General features: G+C 38.1%; 17 protein-coding genes and 2 pseudogenes. 16 read left to right on the forward strand and 3 right to left on the reverse strand.

Annotated features, from left to right (window positions below):
• Positions 1–96: 96 nt before the first annotated feature.
• The 11 genes and pseudogenes from FLP15_RS07185 to purN all read left to right on the forward strand — a co-directional run bounded on the left by FLP15_RS07185 (position 97) and on the right by purN (position 15,008).
• A complete protein-coding gene (locus FLP15_RS07185; protein WP_142766553.1) occupies positions 97–1,119 on the forward strand; it encodes an SIR2 family protein in 1,023 nt (340 codons plus the stop codon).
• Positions 1,103–2,959, forward strand: coding sequence for an ATP-binding protein (locus FLP15_RS07190; protein WP_142766554.1), 1,857 nt, complete (start codon positions 1,103–1,105; stop codon positions 2,957–2,959). Before FLP15_RS07185 ends, FLP15_RS07190 begins: the two co-directional genes overlap by 17 nt.
• A pseudogene (locus FLP15_RS13105) lies at positions 2,952–3,410 on the forward strand (restriction endonuclease subunit S); the annotation flags it as partial. The gene FLP15_RS07190 and the pseudogene FLP15_RS13105, both read left to right, overlap by 8 nt.
• A gap of 170 nt (positions 3,411–3,580) precedes the next feature.
• Positions 3,581–4,147 (forward strand): restriction endonuclease subunit S, encoded by a 567-nt coding sequence (locus FLP15_RS13110; RefSeq protein ID WP_223804573.1) that lies wholly within the window; start codon positions 3,581–3,583, stop codon positions 4,145–4,147.
• A gap of 20 nt (positions 4,148–4,167) precedes the next feature.
• Entirely contained in the window at positions 4,168–4,815 is a 648-nt protein-coding gene (locus tag FLP15_RS07205) for a restriction endonuclease subunit S (RefSeq protein ID WP_223804574.1), read from the forward strand.
• Between the two features lie 11 nt (positions 4,816–4,826).
• Positions 4,827–5,849 carry a hypothetical protein gene (locus FLP15_RS07210; protein ID WP_142766557.1) on the forward strand — a complete coding sequence of 341 codons (1,023 nt, stop codon included), beginning with the start codon at positions 4,827–4,829 and terminating at the stop codon, positions 5,847–5,849.
• 29 nt (positions 5,850–5,878) lie between these two features.
• Positions 5,879–7,021 (forward strand): AAA family ATPase, encoded by a 1,143-nt coding sequence (locus FLP15_RS07215; RefSeq protein WP_142766558.1) that lies wholly within the window; start codon positions 5,879–5,881, stop codon positions 7,019–7,021.
• A pseudogene (locus FLP15_RS07220) lies at positions 7,021–10,159 on the forward strand (type I restriction endonuclease subunit R). The gene FLP15_RS07215 and the pseudogene FLP15_RS07220 overlap by 1 nt, the downstream one beginning before the upstream one ends.
• A gap of 272 nt (positions 10,160–10,431) precedes the next feature.
• A complete protein-coding gene (locus FLP15_RS07225) occupies positions 10,432–13,239 on the forward strand; it encodes an AAA domain-containing protein (protein ID WP_142766559.1) in 2,808 nt (935 codons plus the stop codon).
• 92 nt (positions 13,240–13,331) lie between these two features.
• Entirely contained in the window at positions 13,332–14,345 is a 1,014-nt protein-coding gene (purM, locus tag FLP15_RS07230; RefSeq protein WP_142766560.1) for a phosphoribosylformylglycinamidine cyclo-ligase, read from the forward strand.
• A 120-nt stretch (positions 14,346–14,465) separates the two neighbouring features.
• The gene (gene purN, locus FLP15_RS07235; RefSeq protein WP_142766561.1) at positions 14,466–15,008 is read left to right on the forward strand and encodes a phosphoribosylglycinamide formyltransferase; all 543 of its coding nucleotides are present in this window, start codon (positions 14,466–14,468) and stop codon (positions 15,006–15,008) included.
• A 556-nt stretch (positions 15,009–15,564) separates the two neighbouring features.
• Here the strand turns inward: purN and FLP15_RS07240 are convergent.
• Entirely contained in the window at positions 15,565–16,266 is a 702-nt protein-coding gene (locus FLP15_RS07240) for an MBL fold metallo-hydrolase (protein WP_142766562.1), read from the reverse strand.
• A gap of 240 nt (positions 16,267–16,506) precedes the next feature.
• Here FLP15_RS07240 and hpt point away from each other — a divergent pair, with 240 nt between their 5' ends.
• The 3 genes from hpt to FLP15_RS07255 all read left to right on the forward strand — a co-directional run bounded on the left by hpt (position 16,507) and on the right by FLP15_RS07255 (position 20,038).
• Positions 16,507–17,049 carry a hypoxanthine phosphoribosyltransferase gene (gene hpt / locus FLP15_RS07245; protein WP_142766563.1) on the forward strand — a complete coding sequence of 181 codons (543 nt, stop codon included), beginning with the start codon at positions 16,507–16,509 and terminating at the stop codon, positions 17,047–17,049.
• A 457-nt stretch (positions 17,050–17,506) separates the two neighbouring features.
• Complete coding sequence (gene purH, locus FLP15_RS07250) at positions 17,507–19,063, forward strand: bifunctional phosphoribosylaminoimidazolecarboxamide formyltransferase/IMP cyclohydrolase (RefSeq protein ID WP_142766564.1); 1,557 nt, start codon at positions 17,507–17,509, stop codon at positions 19,061–19,063.
• A 282-nt stretch (positions 19,064–19,345) separates the two neighbouring features.
• Positions 19,346–20,038, forward strand: coding sequence for a YjjG family noncanonical pyrimidine nucleotidase (locus FLP15_RS07255; RefSeq protein ID WP_142766565.1), 693 nt, complete (start codon positions 19,346–19,348; stop codon positions 20,036–20,038).
• Between the two features lie 35 nt (positions 20,039–20,073).
• Here the strand turns inward: FLP15_RS07255 and FLP15_RS07260 are convergent, their stop codons facing one another.
• Entirely contained in the window at positions 20,074–20,589 is a 516-nt protein-coding gene (locus tag FLP15_RS07260) for a TetR/AcrR family transcriptional regulator (RefSeq protein WP_142766566.1), read from the reverse strand.
• A 123-nt stretch (positions 20,590–20,712) separates the two neighbouring features.
• On the opposite strand from FLP15_RS07260, the gene FLP15_RS07265 reads away from it, so the two are divergent.
• Positions 20,713–22,137, forward strand: coding sequence for an MDR family MFS transporter (locus tag FLP15_RS07265; protein ID WP_223804575.1), 1,425 nt, complete (start codon positions 20,713–20,715; stop codon positions 22,135–22,137).
• A gap of 264 nt (positions 22,138–22,401) precedes the next feature.
• Here FLP15_RS07265 and FLP15_RS07270 read toward each other — a convergent pair whose 3' ends face one another.
• The gene (locus FLP15_RS07270) at positions 22,402–23,418 is read right to left on the reverse strand and encodes an SDR family NAD(P)-dependent oxidoreductase (protein ID WP_142766567.1); all 1,017 of its coding nucleotides are present in this window, start codon (positions 23,416–23,418) and stop codon (positions 22,402–22,404) included.
• Positions 23,419–23,525: 107 nt separating this feature from the next.
• On the opposite strand from FLP15_RS07270, the gene FLP15_RS07275 reads away from it, so the two are divergent.
• Positions 23,526–24,056 carry a TetR/AcrR family transcriptional regulator gene (locus FLP15_RS07275; protein ID WP_223804576.1) on the forward strand — a complete coding sequence of 177 codons (531 nt, stop codon included), beginning with the start codon at positions 23,526–23,528 and terminating at the stop codon, positions 24,054–24,056.
• Positions 24,057–24,099 lie beyond the last annotated feature (43 nt).

The following is a 24,099-nucleotide window of genomic DNA, read 5'->3' on the forward strand; positions in this document are numbered from 1 at the left end:
AATGCAAGCATTCTCCTTGGCATAGGTTGAAAAAGCTTATCTGGATGGTATTACGAAGCTTGGGAAAGAAAGGAAGCGGGAAGTTAGGAAGAAAAAATGAAAAAGTTAAGAGAAGATATAACAAAGCAACTTAGAAGTCTAGCAATAACAAAGCAACTGAACTTTTTGATAGGTTCTGGTGTATGTTTTGATGTGATTCCGGGTATGGGTGATAAGGCCTATCGAAATGATGAAATTGAAAATAAACCATGGGTTTCTTTGAGTGTTAATGATAAAGAAGATGTTTCAAAGAAGCTGACAGCCAAAGTATCTGAGGTTAGTAGCGAATTATTGAGTGACAGTCCTGGGGAAGATGTAGCGAATCTACAGAAATCCTTTGATGGATTTATGCAGTCTATTGTGTCTGTATTAAATCTATCGAATTCTCGTCAGACTCCAAGAAGCGCGAATATTTTTTCTACAAATTATGACTTGTTCATTGAAAAATCTGCTGACAATGTCCTGAAAACTAACAGACTAGTTTTTAATGATGGAGCAAGTGGGTATTTTGAGCGTTATTTGGATGGACAAAATTATAATAGATTGGTCTCCTATAAAGGACTTAACGATAACTATATCAGTGAAATCCCACAAATTTCTTTGATTAAACCTCATGGATCAATTAACTGGCAGAAAACCAGTGATGGCAAAATTCAAATAAAGAATGAAGTAGTTTCAAATTCCGAAGTGGTTAATCCTCTAGGTTTTGAATCAGAGGACACATTCTTGAATAATCACTTTCATGAAATGCTTCGTCTTTTTCAACTAGAGTTAGATAAGCCACAAACTGTTTTATTTGTGAGTGGCTTTTCTTTTCAGGACCCTCATATCTCTAAAATGGTCTCGCGTGCTATACAAAATCCTGAATTATTAACTTATGTTTTTGCTTATGACGATAAAGCAAAAATAGATATACTTAATAATATCAAAATATCTGAGAGGGTGAACTTTAAGGTTTTAACACCAAGGGATATTTTTGAAAATGTAGAAATAGAGGATAAGTTGACACTAGAAGTTTTGACCGAGATTCTAAATGGTTCCAGTTTGGAGGATTTGAAAGAAAATGGAAGTTCCAAGTAAAAAACTCGGTGTTATTGTCGGTGTGGACGGTACTGTGGCGCAAGTTGGAATGTATGATATGTCAAACGATACAAATTACATCTGGTTTGGAAATATTTTGTCAGGACCGAAAGTTGGTGCATTTTTAACAATTAATCAAAATTATTCAAAAATTATTGCTAAAGTTATCTCTGAGAAGGTAGTTGACCAGCAAAATACTATCAAGAGTACGGAGTTTGATAATAGGTATAGTAAGAACTCCATCAATAGGGTCATTTATCTTAAAACACAAGGAATAATTGAAGACGGTATATTTCAAGTAACTAGTTCTGTTGTACCGATGGTTGGGAATGAAGTCACTTTAACAACTCAAGAAGAGATAAAAATCATATATAATCTTCATCAAAATGATGCTACTATTTGTGTTGGGAAATCTATACTTGAAAATCAGCCAATACTTCTTTCAATAAATCAACTTTTTGCCAGCCATATTGGGATTTTTGGAAACACTGGAAGTGGAAAATCAAATACCTTGCACAAGGTTTTTCTTGAGTTATTTCGTTCAAAGTATTTACCCCAAATTATCAAGCACTCTCAATTTTTCGTTATTGATTTTAATGGAGAATACACTGGAAAAGATTTGTTTGGTATTGATGAAAACCATAAGAGAATCTTTGGAATTAATACTCGAAAACCTCAGAATGGTCAAAAACTACCAGTTAAAAAAAGTTATTTATTTGATGCAGATATCTTGTCAATTCTTTTTGACGCAAGACCTGCAACACAAGTTCCTTTTTTGAGAAATGCACTTCGTACTTACAGAGAAAAAATTAGTGATGGAATGTCATTTGCGAATCTTGAAATAGGACTATTAAAATCATTAATAATTTCAACAGATAAAGTTGAAAGTAATTCTATTGATGCATGGGTTGAGGCTGCGAGTTCATTACAAATTAATAAATCGCTTTTTGACGGAATCTTGAATAATCATTTCAAAAAAAGTTATGGAAATATGAATATCTACAACGAAAGCAATGAGGTTATCGTTGAAAATAACAATATTAGTATTAGAGGAGAGCAATTTTTTAAATTAGAGGAACTTGCTAGTGCTCTGGGTGATGCTTTTAACTCGGCAAGTGAAATTCAGAAATTGGCTTGCTTTTTACAATTTCAGAAAGTATATGTGTCTGCATGGAAATCTACTAATATTGAGTTTATCAATCCGTTGTTTCACAGGATTAAAACAGCTTTTGACAGTTTAGAAAAAGTAGTTGAAATAAAAAATTCTATCGAGAATGAGTTCTCAACCTTAAATATTATTTCTCTGTTGCATGCAAATCAAGAAATAACAAGATTACTGCCAATGCTTCTTTCAAAGATGATTTATGATGAACAAAAGATTGGTGTTTCGGAAAATCAAGCAAAGCAAACTAAACATCTAATTATTGATGAGGCTCATAATATTCTAAATGACCAATTTAGAAATAATAATGACGACTGGCAAGATTATCGTTTGACGGTATTTGAAGAAATAATAAAAGAGGGACGGAAATTTGGCTTTTACTTAACCCTGAGTTCGCAACGTCCAGCCGATATTTCACCAACGATACTTTCTCAAGTTCATAACTATTTCATTCATCGGCTGGTAAATGAAAAAGATTTGCGCATGCTCGAGAATACGATGCCTACTCTTGATGCTAGCTCATTTCAGATGATTCCCAGTTTAGGTAAAGGAGAAGTTATAATCACAGGAAATAGTATGCAGGTTCCAGTATTTGCTAAAATCTCAAAAGAAGAGAAGCTACGCCCATCTAGTGATGATATAAACCTGACGGAAATGTGGAGTGAAGAAAATGAATAATCTTTTAGACCTTATCCAAGGCGCAGATGTAGAGTGGAAACCACTTGGCGAAATTCTTGTCAGAACAAAAGGCACAAAAATTACTGCAAAGCAGATGAAAGAGGTTGACAAATCTAACGGACCAGTCAAAATCTTTGCAGGAGGGAAAACTGTTGCTTTCGTCAACTTTGACGATATTCCTGAAAAAGATATTTTGACTGAGACGTCTATAATTGTAAAATCTCGCGGGATTATTGAATTTGAATATTATGATAAGCCGTTTTCTCATAAGGCTGAGATGTGGTCATATCATAGTGAAGATGAAAATATTGATATCAAGTATGTTTACTATTTCTTGAAAATGAATGAGAAATATTTTCAAAATCTTGGTTCAAAAATGCAAATGCCACAGATTGCTACGCCTGATACTGACAAATATAAAATCCCCATCCCCTCCCTCGAAATCCAGCAAAAATGTGTCGAAATACTTGACAAAATGACAGATTATGTTACGGAGCTGACGGCGGAGCTGACGTTACGCCAAAAGCAATATTCGTTTTATCGGGATAAATTGCTGACCTTCCCTGGCGGTCAGAGCGACTCGGACGAGTCGCTCGCTGTTCGGTGGACGACTTTGGGGAAGTGGCAACGATTTTGGCTGGCGGAGATTTACCTGAAAAATATAACAAAGGTCAGAAAGAACCCAGTGAGGAATTTCCGTATCCGATTTATTCAAATGGTACAGGAAATCAGAGCTTATATGGATTTGCCAATAGTTATCGCATTGATGATGAGGCCGTTACAATTTCCGCACGCGGAACTTTAGGCTGGCATACAATAAGAAGTGCAAAATTTACACCGATTGTACGTCTGCTAACTTTAATACCTGATAAAGAAATCATTTCGACTAAATTTCTAAATTATATTCTAACACAAGCAGAATTGGGCGGTGTGCAGACAGGAATTCCAAGTTTAACCAAACCAATGGTTGAAAAAGTCAAAATCGCTATACCTCCCCTCAACCTCCAATCCAAAATCGTGGAAATCCTCGATAAGTTCCAAGCACTGACGGAGGACGTGTCAGGACTTTTGCCTGAGGAAATCGCCTTGCGTCAAAAACAATATGCTTATTATCGTGAACAGCTCTTGACATTTACCGCAAATAGTGGTAAAGCCAGCCAGCCAGCCAGCCAGCCAGCCAGCCATTAATTAGCAGCTATCTCTTTGTTTTGCGTGAAGCCGCTGAGAAAGTTGGCGTTTCGCTGGATGATTTGGTAAAAGTGATTTGGACAACGTTAGGGGAAATCGGTGAGTTTGTGCGCGGTAATGGAATGCAAAAAGCGGATTTTGTAGAAAATGGTTTTCCAGCCATTCATTATGGGCAAATTTATACAAAGTATGGACTGTCAGCTAATCAAACTTTTAGCTACGTTTCTGCTGACTTAGCGAAGAAACTCAAGATTGCTGATAAAAATGACTTGTTACTTGCGACAACCTCTGAAAATGATGAAGATGTATGTAAACCACTCGCTTGGTTAGGCGAAAAAGCTGCAATTTCGGGAGATATGATGCTTTTTCGACATCAACAAAATGTTAAATTTTTAGCTTATTACATTCAAACCACAATGTTTCAATCAGCTAAAAAGAAAAAAATTACAGGAACAAAAGTTCGACGTGTATCGTCAGCAGATTTATCAACTATGAAAATTCCAGTGCCCTCTCTGTCAGAACAAACCCACATCGTCGAAATTCTCGATCGCTTTGATACCCTCACGTCAGACCTGATAGTGGGCTTACCAAGGGAGATTGAGCTCCGACAAAAACAGTATGAGTATTGGCGAGAGCAGTTATTAAGCTTTAAAAAAATAAAATTTTAGGAGTTTATAGGATGGGAAATGAAATCTTTGAGTATGGTTTTCACTTAGTAAGTGAATTAGAGATTGCTGCAAATTTTATTTGGGCCGGTATAAAGGAAGTCAATAAAATAAGAGACTTTGAAGTTGATATTCCAATAGAACTGTCAGACCTAATGGATAAAACTGTTGATTATGGTAGAGCAGGAGGAACTTTTCAAGAAGCTAATGCACATCTAATAGTTAGAGAAAACCAAGATAAAATATTTACGGCTCTTTACCATTTTTCGATTGGAATTGAGAGAGTTCAAAAGACAATCCTTAAATTATATTTGTTTCCAAAGGATAGGGATGAGGATTATGAAAAGAGTGATCTTGAATTACTAAAAAGCCATAAAATGGAGGCACTTCAGCAACGCCTGAAAAGATTATTTCCAGAGCTTCATTTTGAAAAAAGAGAAAATAATCTTCTTGAACTTTTATCGCACTATTATAATCATGAAAGGTACATGAATCTTCATGCAGACACCAAGGAGGATAATTACTATCATCTTTTTATAGAGTTTCTTAAAAGGTATTCTAAAGATTTAACAAATAGGAAAACTGTATTAGAGGTTATTGGTAGTTCTGTTGGACGTATCATAGCAAAATACTATAGTATTCTTGAAAATTTAAGTCATGAAAAAGGAGTTTTTGTATATGAGATTAACTACCAAAAAGAGAGCAGATACGTTTATTTAGCATATCAAAATCGGAACGCTTCTTTACAAATCCAGTTTGATAAGATAAGACGTGCAAAACAGGAGTTAATCTTGTATCTGATAGAACAGGGGAAAGCAATTTATCCAGTAGATAGTTTAGAAATTGATTCTTTAGATTTTGATTTTGCAGAGCTCCCTGATATGATAGATTACATTTTGAATGAAAATGTTCTAAATGATTTCACAGACACAGTGGAAAGCTTTGATGACGATATCTTTTATGAGGTTGAGGATAAAAAGGAATTTCAAAGAATTATAGCTGAACGGAAAGAAATTCTAGATAATTTTTATAAATGATTGGTTTGGTAAAAAATAGGATAATAATTATGGGAAAAACTTTGAGTGAGATTGCAGAAGAGTTAAAAGAATGCGATAAAAAAGTTCAGCTCATTTATGCTTTCAATGGAACGGGAAAAACAAGATTGTCGCGTGAATTTAAGAAATTAGTACAGCCAAGTGATGCGAAAGATATCGAAACGGATAGTATGGCTCGCGATACAATTTTGTACTACAATGCGTTTACAGAGGATTTGTTTTATTGGGATAATGATTTAGAAGAGGATACTGATAGGAAATTAATTGTTCAGTCCAATTCTTTTATTGATTGGATTATTTTTGAGCAAGGTCAGGACCAAAGTATTATTGAACATTTTCAGCATTATACTGATAACAAGCTAGTTCCCAAATTTGAACTTCCTCCTATAAAAGATGAGAAAGGGGAAACTATTGGCTATGAAAACCACGTAGAAGCAATATCCTTCTCTTATCAGAGGGGAAATGAGGATGATTATGAATTAGTAAAAATTTCAAAAGGAGAAGAAAGTAATTTTATTTGGAGTATTTTCTACTCTCTAATTGAAAATGTTGTGGATATCTTGAATGTAGTGGAAGATAGAGAAACAGATGAATTTGATAAGTTAAAGTATATCTTTATTGATGATCCAGTGAGCTCATTAGATGAAAATCACTTGATTGAGACGGCTGTTGATTTGGGAACCTTGATAAAGTCTAGTGAATCAGATGTTAAATTTATTCTCACAACGCATAACCCATTATTTTATAATGTATTGCACAATGAGTTCAATAAAGCAAAGAAATATTTTTTGAAGCGATTGGAAGACGGAACATTTGAACTAAAAGAACAGTCAAATGATTCTCCATTTTCGTATCATTTAACTTTGCTAGAAGAGCTTCATCATGCAATCAAAGTTAACGAGATAACCAAATATCATTTTAATTTTTTAAGGAATTTGCTGGAAAAAACTTCAACATTTTTGGGCTATAAAAACTGGACTAGCTTATTGCCAGAAGATAGCAGAAAGGCTTACGAAAGCAGGATTATAAATATTTCAAGCCACTCTAAATATACAACAGATGAAATCGCTGAAGCAAATGATCAAGAAAAACAAATGTTAAAATATCTTGTTGAACTGTTAGAAGACACCTATAAATTTAATAAGGAGCAATAATGCAAGAAGCAACCGAAACTTCCCCAATCATAGAATCCAACAACTTCATCGTCCTTGACAAATGGACAAAACTTGAACAAAAAGGGAGCTTTCAATCTGAGGCAGACCTTGAACGTGAGATGATTTCAGATTTGCAACAGCAAGGCTATGATTATGCTAATTATTTAGTGACACCAGAAGCCTTACTTGGAAATTTGCGGCTTCAACTGGAAGATTTAAATGCTGTTCATTTTTCAGATAGTGAGTGGGAACGTCTTTTATCAGAATACATTAATAAACCAAGTGATGGCATTATCGAATGTACACGTAAAATTCATGATGACCATGTCTATGATTTTATTTTTGATGATGGGCATATTCAAAATATTTATCTATTGGATAAGAAAAATATTGCGCGCAATAAAGTCCAAGTCATCAATCAGATGAAGCAAAAAGGCAGTCATGCTAATCGTTACGATGTGACGATTTTAGTGAATGGTCTGCCTTTGGTGCAGATTGAATTGAAAAAGCGTGGGGTATCCATTCGGGAAGCCTTTAATCAGATTCATCGTTATAGTAAAGAAAGCTTTAACGGAGAAACTTCTCTTTTCAAGTATCTCCAAATTTTTGTGATTTCAAACGGCACAGAAACCCGTTATTTTGCTAATACCACAAAACGGGATAAAAATTCCTATGATTTTACCATGAATTGGGCGCGTAAAGATAACGAGCCGATTAAAGATTTGAAAGATTTTACGGCGACTTTTTTAAGTAAACGAACACTACTCAATGTTTTGATGAACTATTCGGTGTTTGATTCAAGTAACACGCTTTTAATCATGCGTCCTTATCAGATTGCTGCAACGGAGCGTATTCTTTGGAAAATTAAATCCGCTCATGATTCAAAATTAAAAGCAGGGATTGAAACAGGGGTTATATCTGGCACACTACAGGCTCTGGTAAAACGTTGACCTCGTTTAAAGCTGCCCGCCTTGCGACGGAGCTGGAGTTTGTTGACAAAGTTTTATTTGTGGTAGATCGAAAAGATCTCGACTATCAGACGATGAAAGAATATCAACGTTTTTCACCAGATAGTGTGAATGGTTCTGATAGCACAGCTGGCTTGAAGAGAAATATTGAAAAAGAAGACAATAAAATCATTGTGACGACCATTCAAAAGCTCAATCATCTCATGAAAACGACAGAGGCACATGAGATTTATGACAAGCAAGTGGTCTTTATCTTTGATGAATGCCATCGTAGTCAATTTGGTGAAGCACAAAAGAATCTGAAAAAGAAGTTTAAGCATTATTACCAATTTGGCTTTACAGGGACACCAATTTTTCCTGAAAATGCTTTGGGGAGTGAAACAACAGCTTCCGTATTTGGGCGAGAATTACATTCATATGTGATTACGGATGCCATTCGCGACCAAAAAGTTTTAAAATTTATGGTGGATTATAATGATGTTCGTCCACAGTTTGCAAGGCTAGAATCTGAAACAGATGATCAGAAATTATCAGCGGCTGAAAATCGACAAGCCTTACTTCATCCCACACGGATTCATGAAATTTCAGACTATATCTTAAATCATTTTGCGCAGAAAACGCACCGAACAGCAGGAAAAGGGTTTAATGCTATGTTTGCTGTATCAAGTGTCGAAGCAGCGAAACTTTACTATGAAGAACTCCAAAAATTACAAGAAAAATCTGAGAAGAAGCTGACGATTGCGACCATTTTTTCTTTTGCAGCAAATGAAAACCAAAATGCGATTGGTGATATTGAAGATGAAAGCTTTGAACCAACAGCATTAGATTTATCTGCAAAAGAATTTCTGACGAAAGCGATTGACGATTATAATCACAGCTTTGGTACAAGTGAATCAATTGAAAAATTTGAACAATATTACAAACGATTAGCTGAAAAAGTTAAAAACAAAGAAGTAGATTTATTGATCGTCGTCGGGATGTTTTTGACAGGCTTTGATGCGCCGACATTAAATACCTTATTTGTGGATAAAAATCTGCAGTATCATGGCTTGATTCAAGCCTTTTCACGGACTAACCGAATTTATGATGCGACCAAATCTTTTGGAAATATTGTGACCTTCCGTGATTTGGAAAGTAAAACAAAAGCAGCGATTACTCTATTTGGAAAATCACAAACAGCAGAAGTTCTCCTTGAACGACCATATAACGAATATATGAATGGCTTTAAAGATGATGAAACTGATGAAGCTAGGCGAGGTTATTTAGATGTTGTTCATGAGCTAAAAGAGAAATTTCCAGAGCCAGGTAAAATTGTTAAGGAAGTAGATAAAAAGCAATTTGTTAAACTCTTCGGCGAATTTTTGAAACTGGATAATATCTTGCAAAACTATGATGAATTTGCAGGATTGCAAGCTTTACAAGAAATTGATTTATCAGATGAGCAGGCGGTTGAGGAACTTAAAACAAAATTTTATTTAGATGATGAAAAGATTCAGGAGCTTGAACAACTAGAAATTCCAAATGTTCGAGAAATACAAGATTATCGCTCAACTTATAATGATATTCGCGAGTGGTATACGAATGAACGGCGGAATAAAAAGCAAGGAGAATCAACTGTAGATTGGGATAGCGTTACTTTTGAAGTAGAGCTCTTGAAATCCCAAGAAATTAATTTGGACTATATTTTGGAACTTATTTTTGAAACAAATAAAAAGGTTTCGGATAAAGATAAGCTGATTGATGAAATTATAGGGACAATCCGTGCGAGCGTTGGAAATCGTGCGAAGGAAAGTCTAATTGTAGATTTTATCCGTCATACAGACATTGATGCGATTAAAAATCGTCCAGAAATTCTTGAGAAATTTTATACTTTTGCGCAAAAAGAGCAACAAAAAGAAATGATCAAACTCATTAAAGAAGAAGGGCTAAATGAACAAAGTACAAAACGTTATATTCAAGCTTCGCTTAAACGCGAGTATGCAAGTGAAAATGGAAATGAGCTCAATGAAACATTGCCAAAAATGAGCCCTTAAATCCAGCATATCACACCAAAAAACAAACGGTCTTTGAAAAGCTCAGTGCTTTTGTAGAGAAATTTAAGGGATTGGTGGAAAATTATAATTTTTTTCGGACATTTGATTATGATAGAGATATAATAATCTTTGAATAGGGGAAGATGATGGCTGAGAATGCTGACTTGAAGTCTGGTGTTGAGGTTGGTTATAGGTGGTGAATCATGTTTTGTAGATAGTTCCTTTCATCGCCATAGGAATGCTGAAAGAGTTGATGAGGAAGCCATCAGCATCTGTGAACAAGTATCTTCATAAATTTACCGCTAGTGATTTATTGATAAAATTGGTGATAAAAGTGACAAAGGATAGATTGAAATAGTAATAGGGGGGGAGAGTTAAGTTTATCTATGCTTAAGGGAGAAGGGAAGAGATGGGTTATTACGATATTCTTGAAAAAAATAGAAATATTTTACTTTTTATAGATGGAGAAGATGCTACAACGAAAGTTGAATATGTGCAGCAAAATTATAATAAAATTGTAATTAAATATGTGGGTAATGAGAAAGTTTATAACTATTCATTTAGTAGAGCACAGTTCTTTAAAGTGATTGAAAAAGTTAATTCTGATACTACAAAAATTTGGATTGATGGGAAGGAAAATTTTTATTTTGATTTTGCGCAAATATTTAAAGATTATATCCGAATTATAAATGAGAATGGTTATTTTGAGGTCTATGAAAAAAGCCGGGTAAAAATTGAAAAATCGGCACTAGATAATTTAGAAACAAAGAGAACTTTCGATTATTTTAAAGAACTAGCAGGGATTAATTCATTAGATTATAATGGAACTAAGTTACTCAGTAAAAATTATGGGAAATGTTTTGTGAGAAAGCAAAGCGTTTTGGCTGATTATTTGAAAGGAAATTTTACTCAAAATGCAGAGAAAATTTCTGATATTCCGATTTTTCCTTTTGGATTTAATCTTAGCCAAAAAGAAGCGGTAGAAAAGGTTTTTCAGAATAAAATCAGTGTTATAGAAGGACCTCCTGGTACGGGAAAGACGCAAACCATTTTAAATATTATTGCGAATGCAATAATGCATGATAAAAAAGTTGCAGTGGCTTCTAGTAATAACTCAGCGACTTCTAATGTATTTGAAAAACTTCAAAAATATGATTTGAGCTTTTTTGCTGCTTTTCTTGGAGGGACTGTCGAAGAAGGTGGAAGTAGGAAAAAATATTTTATTGATCATCAGCCTGAAATTCCCGAGTTATCAAATTGGAAAAAAGACCAAAAGCAGAAAGAAAATCTTTTAGTTGAAATTCATACACTATATGATGATTTACAAAGCAAGCTAGCTGCAAGAAATCAACTCGCGAAACTTGAACAAAAACATGAAGAAATTCGACTTGAACGTAAATATTTTGTAGAAGATTATGGGAAGCAATTTGATTCTGATAGTGAAATTATTCTCCATAAAAAATTATCTTCTGAAAATTTTATGGAACTCTGGGTTAGATATGAAAATTTGCTTATTAGAAATAAACAATTCAATGTTTGGAGAAGACTTGTTAACCGTATAAAATTAGGGATTAGTAACCAAGAGATTTATAGCCATGCCTCTGACGAATTTATTTTCTTATGTCAGAAAAATTTTTATGATGAATTACTCAGAGAACTCGAACTACAAATCACAGAATGTAAAGATATTTTAGTGCATTTCTCATTTGAAGGTAAATTACAAGATTATCAAACTTTGTCAATGAAATATTTCAAAGCTTTCCTTCATGATAATTATCATAGCAGGAAGAGAAGAAAATTTAAAGATGGTGGCTCTAAGGAAGAGGGGAATTTATGGAAAAATTCCGAAGCTGTCTTGCAGGAATATCCCGTTATCTTGAGTACAACTTTTTCATTGAGTGTAATTTTTTCTGATAATCCTTTGTATGATTATGTCATTTTAGATGAGGCGTCTCAAGTCGATTTGGCGACAGGAGCGCTCGCACTGTCTTGTGCAAAAAATGTTGTGATTGTTGGGGATTTGAAACAACTTCCAAATGTGGTAACTAAGGAAGATAAAATAAATTCTGAACAAATCTTTAAAAGTTACAATTTATCGGAGTCGTATCAATATTCTACGCATAGTTTGCTTCAATCTATTAAAGAAGTTTTTCCCAACAGTGCTTCAACCTTGTTGAGAGAACATTATCGTTGTCACTCGAAAATTATTGGATTTTGTAATAAGAAATTTTATAATGACGAGTTGATTGTCTTATCAAAAAGTGAGGCTTCCGAAGCGTCTCCGTTGGCAGTCATTACGACAAAGCCTAGTGAGCATATGAGGTGGTCTATTGGACACAAAAACCAAAGAGAACTTGATGAAGTGGAGAACATTCTTTTACATGACTATGAAGAAAAGAACGAGTGGGGAGTGATTACGCCTTATCGAAAACAAGCTAATGAACTTCAAAAAATGCTATCAGAAGAAGGCTATTCTGCGGATACTGTTGATAAATATCAGGGGCGTGAGAAAAATAAAATTATTTTCTCAACAGTTGATAATAAAATTACACAATTTTCTGCAAGTCCTAATCGCTTGAATGTGGCGGTTTCACGAGCCATTAAAAAATTTATTTTGGTTGTAAATGGAAATGGTGAGGAAAAGCGTAATAATAATATTTCAGATTTGATAAATTATATTAAATATAACAATTTTGATGTTTCTGAAAGTAAAATTTATTCTATTTTTGACTATCTCTTCGAGGTAAATAAAGAAGCGCGAAAAAGATATTTGAAAGGGAAAAAATACAAGTCAAGGTTTGATAGTGAAAATTTGATGTTTTCACTCATTGAGGAGATTTTGGGCGAAGATAGATTTAGTAAATTTAAAGTTGTGCCTCAATATCAGTTGAAATTATTGATTAGAGATTTTGATGGTTTAGGATTAAGTGAACGAGAAAGAAAATATGCTGTAAATTCTAATACTCGAATTGATTTTTTAATTGAGAGTAAGATGGACAAAAGTCCTGTACTTGCGATTGAGGTAGATGGTGTGACTTTTCATAATGAAAATACTGCGCAGTTCGAACGGGATAAGCTGAAAAATCATATTTTAGAAGTTTGTGGTGTTAAATTACAACGTTTTCCAACGGATGGAAGTCGTGAAAAGGAACGTTTAACCAAACTTCTTGAGGAGTACTTGCTGTTACAAGACGATAACGCTAAATCCGAACAATAACCCCAAAAAGTTCCAGTATATCCTACTGGAACTTTTTATTTCCGAACAAATCATTTAACATAGAGTTATCAAATAAAAAACGGAGAATAAAAATGTCTGAGAATGCATATGCAAAATCTGGTGTTGATGTTGAAGCGGGATATGAGGTGGTTTCACGGATTAAGAAGCACGTGGCTAAAACCGAACGTTTGGGGGTGCTAGGTGCGCTTGGTGGTTTTGGTGGCGCTTTTGATTTGTCGGTGCTTGATGTGAAAGAGCCAGTGCTAATCTCTGGGACTGATGGGGTTGGGACAAAGTTGATGCTTGCGATTGCTGCCGATAGGCATGATACGATTGGGATTGACTGTGTGGCGATGTGTGTGAATGATATTATTGCAGCTGGAGCTGAGCCTTTGTATTTTCTTGATTATATTGCGACGGGGAAAAATGTGCCTGAAAAGTTGGAGCAGGTGGTTTCAGGTGTTGCTGAAGGTTGTGTACAGGCAGGTAGTGCGCTAATTGGTGGCGAAACGGCTGAAATGCCTGGTATGTATGACGCAGAGGACTATGATTTGGCAGGTTTTGCGGTTGGTGTGGCTGAGAAAGCGAATCTGATTGATGGGGAGAAAAATGTCGCTGAGGGCGATGTTCTGCTTGGTTTGGCTTCATCTGGGATTCATTCAAATGGTTATTCGCTGGTGCGCAAGGTTTTTGCTGATTTTGATTTGAATGTTGTTTTGCCTGAACTTGAGCAACCTTTGATTGATGTGCTTTTGACGCCGACTAAGATTTATGTGAGGGAACTTTTGCCTTTGATTAAAGAAAAGAAAATCAAGGGGATTTCTCATATTACTGGTGGTGGCTTTGTTGAAAATATTCCGAGAATGTTCGGAAATGGACTTGCCGCGGAGATTGCTGAGGGAAGTTGGGATATTTTGCCGATTTTCAAAGCGCTTGAAAAATACGGCAAAATCAAGCACGAAGAAATGTTCGAGATTTTCAACATGGGTCTTGGTATGGTGTTGGCGGTTTCGCCTGAGAATGCAGCAGCAGTAAAACAGGAACTTGGTGCTTTTGAGATTGGGCGCATGGTGGAACGGACGGATAAGGCGGTTGTGATTAAGTGAAAACTGCGCTTGGTAGCAGCGTAGAAATTTAGGAAAAAAATCCGTAGAATTGATGAAATCAATGAGGAATTTTTATCTAATTTCCTAGCTGCTAGCGCAGTTTTCCAGATAGGAGATCAAATGAATATAGCAGTTTTTGCATCGGGAAATGGTTCTAATTTTCAGGTGTTAGCGGAGAAATTTCCAAATCATGTGAAGTTGGCATTCTCTGACCATCATGAGGCTTTTGTACTCAAACGTGCGGAAAAGTTGAATATTTCAGCTGTAAGCTTTGAGTTGAAAGAGTTTGTTAATAAAGCGACTTATGAATCAGAGCTGGTTGGGATTTTAGAGCGTGAAAAGATAGAGCTGGTTGTACTTGCGGGTTATATGAAGATTATTGGTCCAACTCTGCTTAAGAAGTATGGAGGAAGAATCATCAACATTCACCCATCATTTTTACCGAATTTTGCAGGTTCACCGCACGCTATTGAAGAAAGCTGGGAAGCTAAGCGAGGATTGGGTGTGACGGTGCATTATGTTGATGAGGGTGTGGATACGGGAGAGATTATTGCGCAAGTGGCACTGCCTTATCTTGAGAACCTAGCAGAATATGAGCAAAGCGTGCATGAGGTGGAATATCGACTTTATCCTGATGTGATAGAAAAGATGATTTGTAGGTAATCACTACTGTTCAACTCTTAGAAATCATGTTTGGAAGTCAAAGTGTGTGTTTTTTGCCCTTATTGTTTTATACTAGTTCATCTAATAGTTTTACTACGTAAAATTAAAGATGAACTGCAACTATACTGCCTTGCGCTCGCGCAAGAGGTGGTTTGCGTGAAACGCAAACTTTGACTTTTAAGCCGTAGGTTTAAAAGTCAAACAGTATTAGAAGCTGAGCAAATGGACGGTGGAGCAAAGCGGATGTAGAGTGATGGACACCTGTGGTGTGAAATGAACGTAGAGTGTCTGCAGATATGTCATGGAGCTGCCTGAAGTTAGATGGCGACATCAATCTGTTGTTCGTTTTCCAATGGATAAGATATAGTATAAGTTGCTGGTAGCTGCTGGCTTCTATTTTTGTGTGAAAATAAAAGCTCCGAAAAGTTTTTTCAGAGCTTTTATATAAGGAAATTTACACTAGTTCAACGCTCTTACCTTACACTTGTGCAAGATGTAGTTTGTGTGAAACTCAAATCTTTAACTCCTAAAAAGAGTTTTTAGAAGTTAGACAATATTAGAATTTCAGATAACCTGTATGATAAGAGATTACGCCATTGAGGTCATAAGATTTAATCTTTGCAAGCGAAGCTTCAGCTTTTTCATTGTCCCAAGTCATGGCTGGATTTGAGCCGTGAAGTTCGTTGTTGTCTGCGATATTCGCGGCATCACCAACGACCATGATTTTGCTACTGCGAAGGTAGAAACTAGCATGACCTGGGGTGTGTCCTGGTGTGAAGACGGTTTCTATGCCACCGCATAAGTCAAGGACATCTCCATCACGAAGAAGGGTATCAACAGGAAGATGAGCCGTAGCAAAGCCTGTTTTTAGCATATTGTAAAAGGGAAGTTCAGCTGGGGAGAGGCTGTTTTTGCGTTGCTCTAAAGCCTCAAGTTTGGTTGGTGTTTTCTTGCCATCAATAAAGGGGGCGTCAATTTCATGAGCATAAACTTTGGCTTGAGGGGCAAACTTGAGCAGTTCACGAGTGCCACCAATATGGTCAATATCTTGATGAGTTAAGAGAATTTCTGTCAAATCTTTGGCATCAAAACCTGCATTTTTGATAGCTTGAGCGATGATTTCGCCTGAATTTGGGAGTCCAGCGTCAATAAGAACGAGATGGTTATCATTCCATATGAGGGTTGGATAAAGGGTCATGGTCTGCTCACCTCTAGGAATTTTAACTTCGAGCATTTCAACGTTTTCAGCAATTTTCATTTTTTTGATTCCTTTCTTGTTCAAATCGTGTATCTTTATTATAAACTAAAAAATAGGGAAAACCTTTTTTAATAAATTATTCGATATTTCCGAACAATAAAAGGTAAAAAAATGGCCTAGATCTGATTATTCCTTTTTGTTTATTGAAAAATACACTAAAATAGAGGAGCATCCTAAAATTGCCCTAAACTTTGTTTTTTTAGGAAAGATTTACTAGAGTTTATGAAAATGGAGAGAAAAATGCATCCACATTTAAAAGAAGTTTTATTTACTAGAGAAGAAATTGCTGTGCGCGTGAAAGAGTTAGCGGCAGTGATTTCGCAGGACTATGCAGGAAAAAATCCACTGGTTGTCGGGATTCTGAAAGGGTCAATCATGTTTACTGTTGATTTACTCAAGGAACTTTCGATTGATGCGGAGGTTGATTTTATGGACGTGACGAGCTATGGTTATGGGATTTCTTCATCAGGCGAGGTGCGAATTTTGAAGGACTTATCAACAGTAGCACATGGGCGAGATATTTTGATTGTTGAGGATATTATTGATACAGGAAATACTTTGCTCTATCTGAAAGGCTTGCTTGAAGAGCGGCAGGCGAATTCTGTGAAGATTATTTCATTTTTGGATAAACCAGCTGGGCGAAAAGTTGCGATTGAGGCGGATTATGTTGGTTTTGAGGTTCCTGATGAGTTTATCGTTGGTTATGGGATTGATTATGCGGAGCGCTATCGTCAACTGCCTTATATTGGGGTGTTTAATCAGGAATTTTTGATTAAAGACTAAGTTTTTGATTTGATGATGGGGCTGTCAGCGCTGACAGGATAAGCTTGTTTATAGGTAGAAGAGTGGAGTGGAATAAATAAAATCAAGTCTAAGTCCGATTTTTCTTTACAAATGTTGCTGCAATTGTGGCTACTTTGATTTAGGTATTGTAAGACAAGAATAAAATATATTATTTCCGAACAATAAACTTGAAAAGTCTTAGAGAACTACTCTAGGACTTTTTATTAGCGAACAATAAGCTTAAAATAGAATTATAAACTTCTGTCAGTATACTGACAGGCTGTCAGCACGCTGATAGAGATAAAATGATGTTGAAGTGATTACTTCATTGGTGGGGATTCTTTCTCTCCACCAATGTTAGTAGAACGAAAGCAGAGCTTAGTGCTGCTTATCTCGTCACCTTATAGAGGTGGGGGAATTAGCAGGCACTTGCTAAGTTAAAAGTGAGGATATAAAGTTGTCAAAACGTGCATTAATCAGTGTTTCAGATAAGACGGGGATTGTAGAATTTGCCGGAGAATTGGTCAAGTTGGGTTGGGAGATTATTTCAACGGGAGGGACAAAAGCGGCTTTGGATGCTGCCGAAATTCCGAACATTGCGATTGATGATGTTACGGGTTTTCCTGAGATGATGGATGGCCGTGTGAAAACCTTGCACCCTTTGGTGCATGGGGCACTCCTCGGACGACGAGATGTTGAAAGCCATCTTAAGGCAATGCATGAGTATGGGATTCAGCCGATTGACCTTGTAGTGGTTAATCTTTATCCGTTCAAAGAAACATTACTTGCAGGCGGCAGTTATGAAGAGATGATTGAGAAGATTGATATTGGTGGTCCCTCAATGCTACGCTCAGCGGCTAAAAATCATGCTGCGGTAACCGTTTTGACAGACCCAGCAGATTATGAAACTGTTTTGACAGAGCTGTCAAATACTGGGGAAACGCTGTTAACCACCCGAAAACGTTTGGCTGCCAAGGTTTTTCGCCATACGGCAAGTTATGATGCGCTGATTGCGGATTATTTAGGCAAGCAGCTCCACGTGACAGATCCTGAGCGCACGACATTGACTTATGATGTCAATCAACGTTTGCGTTATGGTGAAAATGAACATCAAGCTGCAGTATTTTATCAAACGGCGCTTTCAACGAGTTACTCGATTGCGCAGAGCAAGCAGCTCAATGGAAAAGCACTTTCATTTAATAATATTCGTGACGCGGATGCAGCGATTAAAATTGCGCGCGATTTCACAGCAGCACCGACCGTTGTGGCGTTGAAACACATGAATCCTTGTGGGATTGGAACGAGCGACACGATTGAGCAGGCTTGGGACTATGCCTTTGAAGCGGATTCTGTGTCAATTTTCGGTGGCATTGTTGTACTCAATCGTGAGGTTGACGCAGCAACGGCTGAAAAAATGCACAAAATTTTCCTTGAAATCATCATTGCACCAAGCTATTCTGCCGAAGCTTTGGAAATTTTGACGACGAAGAAGAAAAATCTGCGCTTGCTCCAGCTTGATTTCGCTGAAGCAGAAGCTTCCAAATCTGAGATGGAATACACCGGCGTGCTTGGCGGACTATTGGTGCAAAATCAAGATGTCATTGTAGAAAATCCAGCAGAATGGACAGTCGCAACAAAAACTCAGCCGACAGCACCGCAGTTTGAAGCCCTGAAATTTGCCTGGAAAGCGGTCAAATTTGTCAAGTCAAACGGAATTTTGGTATCCAATGAACACCAGACTTTGGGCGTTGGACCAGGTCAAACCAACCGTGTTGGCTCAGTTAAAATCGCGCTGGAAGCCGCATTTGAGAAGTCTCGTGAACTAACAGAAAATGCTGTGCTTGCGTCAGATGCTTTCTTCCCCTTTGCTGACAATATTGACGAAATCGCAAAATCAGGTGTCAAAGCCATCGTCCAACCTGGTGGGTCGGTACGCGACCAAGAGGTGATTGACGCTTGCGACAAGTACGGGATTGCCATGGTGTTCACTGGGGTGAGACATTTTAGACATTGAAATCAACTTACAGCCTGTCAATTTACTGACAGAGCTGTCTTTTTTTGATAAAATATGAGATAGAATATTTTCTAAGAAATGAGAAAGGAACTGAGTTCGCCCTCCTAGGAGCTAGCGACAATGTGACATCAAAGATATCACATTGTTGCTGTCCGCGAAGTCTAAGCGCTGAAGCGCCAAGACCGTGCGGCAGGCGATTAGATAAAATGGAACCTGCACTATGTGCAGAACCACATTTTCCTAAATTGCTACACTCCTGAGCAGTCGGGCTCACATCTTATTATGACAGTTTTACTTTTCGACATTGACAACACTCTTCTCAATTTTGACAAAGCGGAGTATGATGCGCTGGGCAAGATTTTTGCGCATTATCACATTGCTGATACGGCTGAAAATCGGGCGATTTATTCACGAGAAAACAAAGCACTTTGGCGGATTCATGAGTCGGGTGGAATGTCGCGCGAAGCGCTTACTTCGACTCGATTTGTGAAGGCTTTTGAGGCACTGAATGTCTGGTCTGATGGGCTTGATGGTGTTGCGATTGATGCGGAATATCAGACCTATTTGTCAGAGGGGCATGAGCTGATGAGCCATGCTAAAGAATTGCTGTCAGTGCTGACAGAGCGTCGTCAGGAGATGTATGTTGTGAGTAATGGTACATCGCGTGTGTCGCGACCTCGTATTGTGGAAGCGGGTATTGCCGAATACTTCCAAGAAATTTTCATTAGCGAAGAAGTAGGGGCGCATAAGCCTTCTCGCGAATTTTTCGACCGTGTATTTGCGCAGATTGATAGCGCAGAACGTAAGGAATTTACGATTGTCGGCGATAGTCTTGCAACGGATATCTTGGGTGGCAAAAACGCTGGTATTCACACGGTTTGGTACAATCCAAAACATCTTATGTATTCAGAAGATATTAAACCTGAGCGTGAGATTTCTGATTTGTTGGAGATTTTAGAGCTGGTAGGAGAATAAGAAAAAGCGCTCAACCAAGCGCTTTTCATCTCCAATCAAACATGACTCAAAACATCCTCTACCGAAAAAGAACCATCAAAAAGCAGTCGCAAAGTCAGCGTCATTTTATTCGCCAGAATACGAGCGTCAAGCGCAGAATAAGCAGACTCGACAAGCAGCTCAGCAATCGTTTGCTCATAAAGCGCCCAAGTCTTGAGGAGGCGCAGCCGCAAATGTGGCGTCTCGTCAATGATTTTTGGGATATTGAAAAAGTTTTTCGGGTCATCATCGTCAGCGATACACTGCCGGATAAAGTCAGGATAACTCTCCCAAACATTGTCAGGATTTGACCTCAGCCAAGACGAGATTAAATCTAGGAGAATGGTTTCATCATTAAAGATAATATCGTCCTTGCTCGAAAAATATTGAAAAAGGGTTTTTTTAGCAATCGCTGAGGCTGTCGCAATTTCCTCGGTGGTTACGCCATCAAAGCCCTTTTCTTCAAAAAGGCGCAGCGCATTTTCTATGATTTCAAGCCGTTTGGCTTTTTTCTTTTCTTCTCTTAAGCTCATAAATTGATTATAACATATTTTTAGTAACTCGGTAACTTTTTTGTTGACAAATAAAAAGTAACCGAGTATAATAATTTTGTAAAAGGTAACTGAGTTACCAAAAGAAAGCCAGGTTATTTCACAATGGAAAAACACAACAATATGCGCTTGCTCATGATTCCACTCATGCTGGTGCTATTTATCTCTACACTTGACCAAACGGTCGTGGCAGCAAGTCTAAGCTCAATCGGCAAGGCACTTGGTGATGCCAATCAAGTCACATGGGTAACGACTGCTTACTTGATTACAAGCGCCGTTACTACGCTGATTTTTGGCAAACTTGGTGATATGATTGGGCGCAAGCTCATGCTTCAAGTTTCGCTCAGTATTTTTCTGATTGGTTCGCTTTTGTGCGGACTTTCAGGCAATATGTGGTTGCTCATTGCCAGCCGTGCTTTTCAAGGCATTGGTGGTGGCGGTCTCGCAACGCTTTGTATGGCAGTGGTCGGTGATCTTGTCCCACCACTCGAACGCTCACGCTATCAAGGCTTGATTGGGCTGGTTCCATCTGTTGCGTTGGTTGCAGGACCATTCTTGGGAGGTTTTATTACAGACCAACTCAGCTGGCATTGGATTTTCTTCATTAATCTTCCGATTGGCATCGTGGCACTCGTTTTTATTGGCGCTTGCCTTCATCTTGAAAAACGTAAAATCTCAGGAAAGATTGACGTCTGGGGAGCAGTCACGATTTCGATTGCGACAGCGACACTTTTGCTCAACCTCAGTCTTGGCGGTGAAAAATGGACATGGGCTTCAGGACAAAGTATCGGTTTATTTGCGACCGCTGCCCTCATGCTCCTCGCCTTTATCTTGATCGAACGTAAGGTAAAAGCACCGATTACACCATTGACTTTTTTCAAATCCAATATTTTCACGATATCTACGATTCAATTTTTCTTGGTTTCAGCAACAATGTTTGTTTTCATGCTTTTCACGCCGATGTATTTCCAAATGCTTCGTGGTTATTCTGCAAGTAGCGCAGGCTCAACCGTGATTCCGCTGATGATTGGGGTTATCATAGCCTCAGCATCACTTGGTGAATTTATCACACGCACAGGTCGTTATAAAATTCTCCCTGTTTTTGCTAGTAGCTTGATTGCAATTAGTGCGCTGATGATGGGAATGATAGGTGAGCATACAAATGTCTGGTATGTCGCAGCAGCACTCTTTATCAGCGGTCTTGGACAAGGGGCAATGATTCAAACCGTCACAGTTGCTGGGCAAAATGCCGTGCCTTTTCAGCATATCGGGGCAGCCACAGGAGCACTCAATTTCTTTAAAAGTCTTGGTGGCTCATTTAGCTCCGTTATTTTTGCCTCTATCTTGGCAAATGCGACTGGAAACAGCCTACTTCCAGCACATTTGGCGCACGGCTTCTCTATCACATTCCTCTGGGTTCTTCCGCTCATGGCAATTTCCTTTATCCTCGCTATCTTCATGAAAGAAAAACCACTCTCAGAAGAAATGGTTAAAATCGCTGCTGGTGAAGAAGAAGCGCCAGAATATTGAATAGAATTTATACTGTTTTGTTTGCCTTTTTATCAGACGCTTCAGTCGCTAGATAAAAAGGACAGATGTTCATCGCGTAGCCCAAAGGGCGGAGATAGCACTTAGACTTCTGGGACAAGGAGATCTCATATCTTTGATGTTAAGCAGACTGTTGCAGCTCTAGCTGCGTACAGGCCGCTTAGTTGTTACACCTAGAGGTTGTACCCTACCATTTGTAGGGTAAGAAAGGGGTCCCCACTAATGAAGTAATCACTTTAATTTTCCTCAATAATCCAGCCCAGTGCTACTGACAGAAATTTCCCAAAGTCTGTCAGCTGCTTTGAGGTCAATCGAGTGTTGACGGACACCGCCGCCAAAGTTGTCAGCTTCGCTGTCAGCCATCAGTCTTGCGATATTGACGTCTTCGCAGTAAAGACCACCCTTGTCAGTGAGGTCAGGGCTGACGGCTGCCCAAACTTGTGTTGCTGCGCCTTGACGAGTGGTTTTGAAATAACGATATTTGCTACGGTCAAAGCCAGCTTTTAGACCTTGAAAAAAGACAGGAATATGAATAAAACCGAACTTGTCAGCGATTGTCCGTTGCCAGGGGGCGACATGAAATTGCTCGCGACCGATATTTGTCATAAGGACCATGCCAGGATGAACGGCGAAAGCGCGTATGCCGTCTTTTTGTCCGAGTGCGTCAAGTTTGACGGAAAACAAGACATTTGCCGTTTTTGATTGCTGATAGCCGATTTGAGGACTGTAGGTGCTTTCGTCAGTGAAGTTCCAGTCTGCCAGCAAGCCTGTGGACTGTTGAGCACGGCTAGAAACTGTGATGACACGGGCATTTCCAGCTGCTTTGAGCAAGGGTAAAAGCTCCATTGTTAATTGGAAATGTCCGAGATGATTGGTCGCAAAGTGAGATTCTATCCCACGCTCATCGCGCTGCAGCGGAACATACATGATTCCAGCAGAATTGACCAAAATGTCAATCTTGTCAAATTTACTTTTGACGCTGTCAGCAAAATCATGAATACTGACAGGATTTTGTAAGTTCATTGGTAAAACTGTCAAATTTGACAGTCCTGTCAATGCTGTCTGTGCCACATCAAGCCGTCTAGCAGGAACGATGACTTGCGCGCCAGCACTGACAAATTGCTTAACCGTTTCTAGCCCAACGCCTGAATAACCGCCTGTCACCAGTGCGATTTTCCCAGTCAAGTCAATATCTTTCATCACTTTTTTTGCAGTTGTTTTAAAATTAAACTTGTAGTTGTCAAATGGAATTTGCTGATTCATTTTTTCGCTCCTTTGTGATATGATACAAGTGTAACGTTTGGAGCGTCATTTTTCAAGATAAAACGACTGTCAAAGCGCTAAAATTGACAGTTTCAAAGGAGTGTAACATGACCGAGCGCAAGAATCAGTATCAATCTTTTCACGAATTTATCATCACGGCGACCATGCAATGTCTGGATAAGCACACGCTTTCAGAGTTGTCAGTAACCGAGATTTGCGAGCGAGCAGGAGTCAGCCGAATGGCATTTTATCGCCATTTCAAGAGCAAAGAGCAGGTGCTGCTGGAGTATTTCACGCCAATATACGGTGACTTTTTGGATAATCTGTCAAATCTGACAGAAATCAACAGCCAGATTCTCGCCGAAAAACTCGTTGATTTTTTTGCCAGCCAAGGCGCTGAAATCAGAAAAGCCACGCAAGCAGGCTACTATCTCCTGATTTTTCAGGTCTTTACCAAAAAACTCGCCGAATTTTATGACAAAACAACGACTTGGGAGGACTACGTCAGCACCAAACGCCAATGGTGGAACGACTTCATGGCAGCAGGTCTATTCTACGTTTTGGGAAATTGGGCAAAACACAGCGGACCCGAAACGCGCGAGGAAGTGATCAAAATGGTGATTGAATTTCATGAATGATTGAATAAAAATAGCTCTATTTCACATCAGAAATAGAGCCGTT

It is taken from the genome of Lactococcus protaetiae (genome assembly GCF_006965445.1).
GTDB lineage: Bacteria > Bacillota > Bacilli > Lactobacillales > Streptococcaceae > Lactococcus > Lactococcus protaetiae.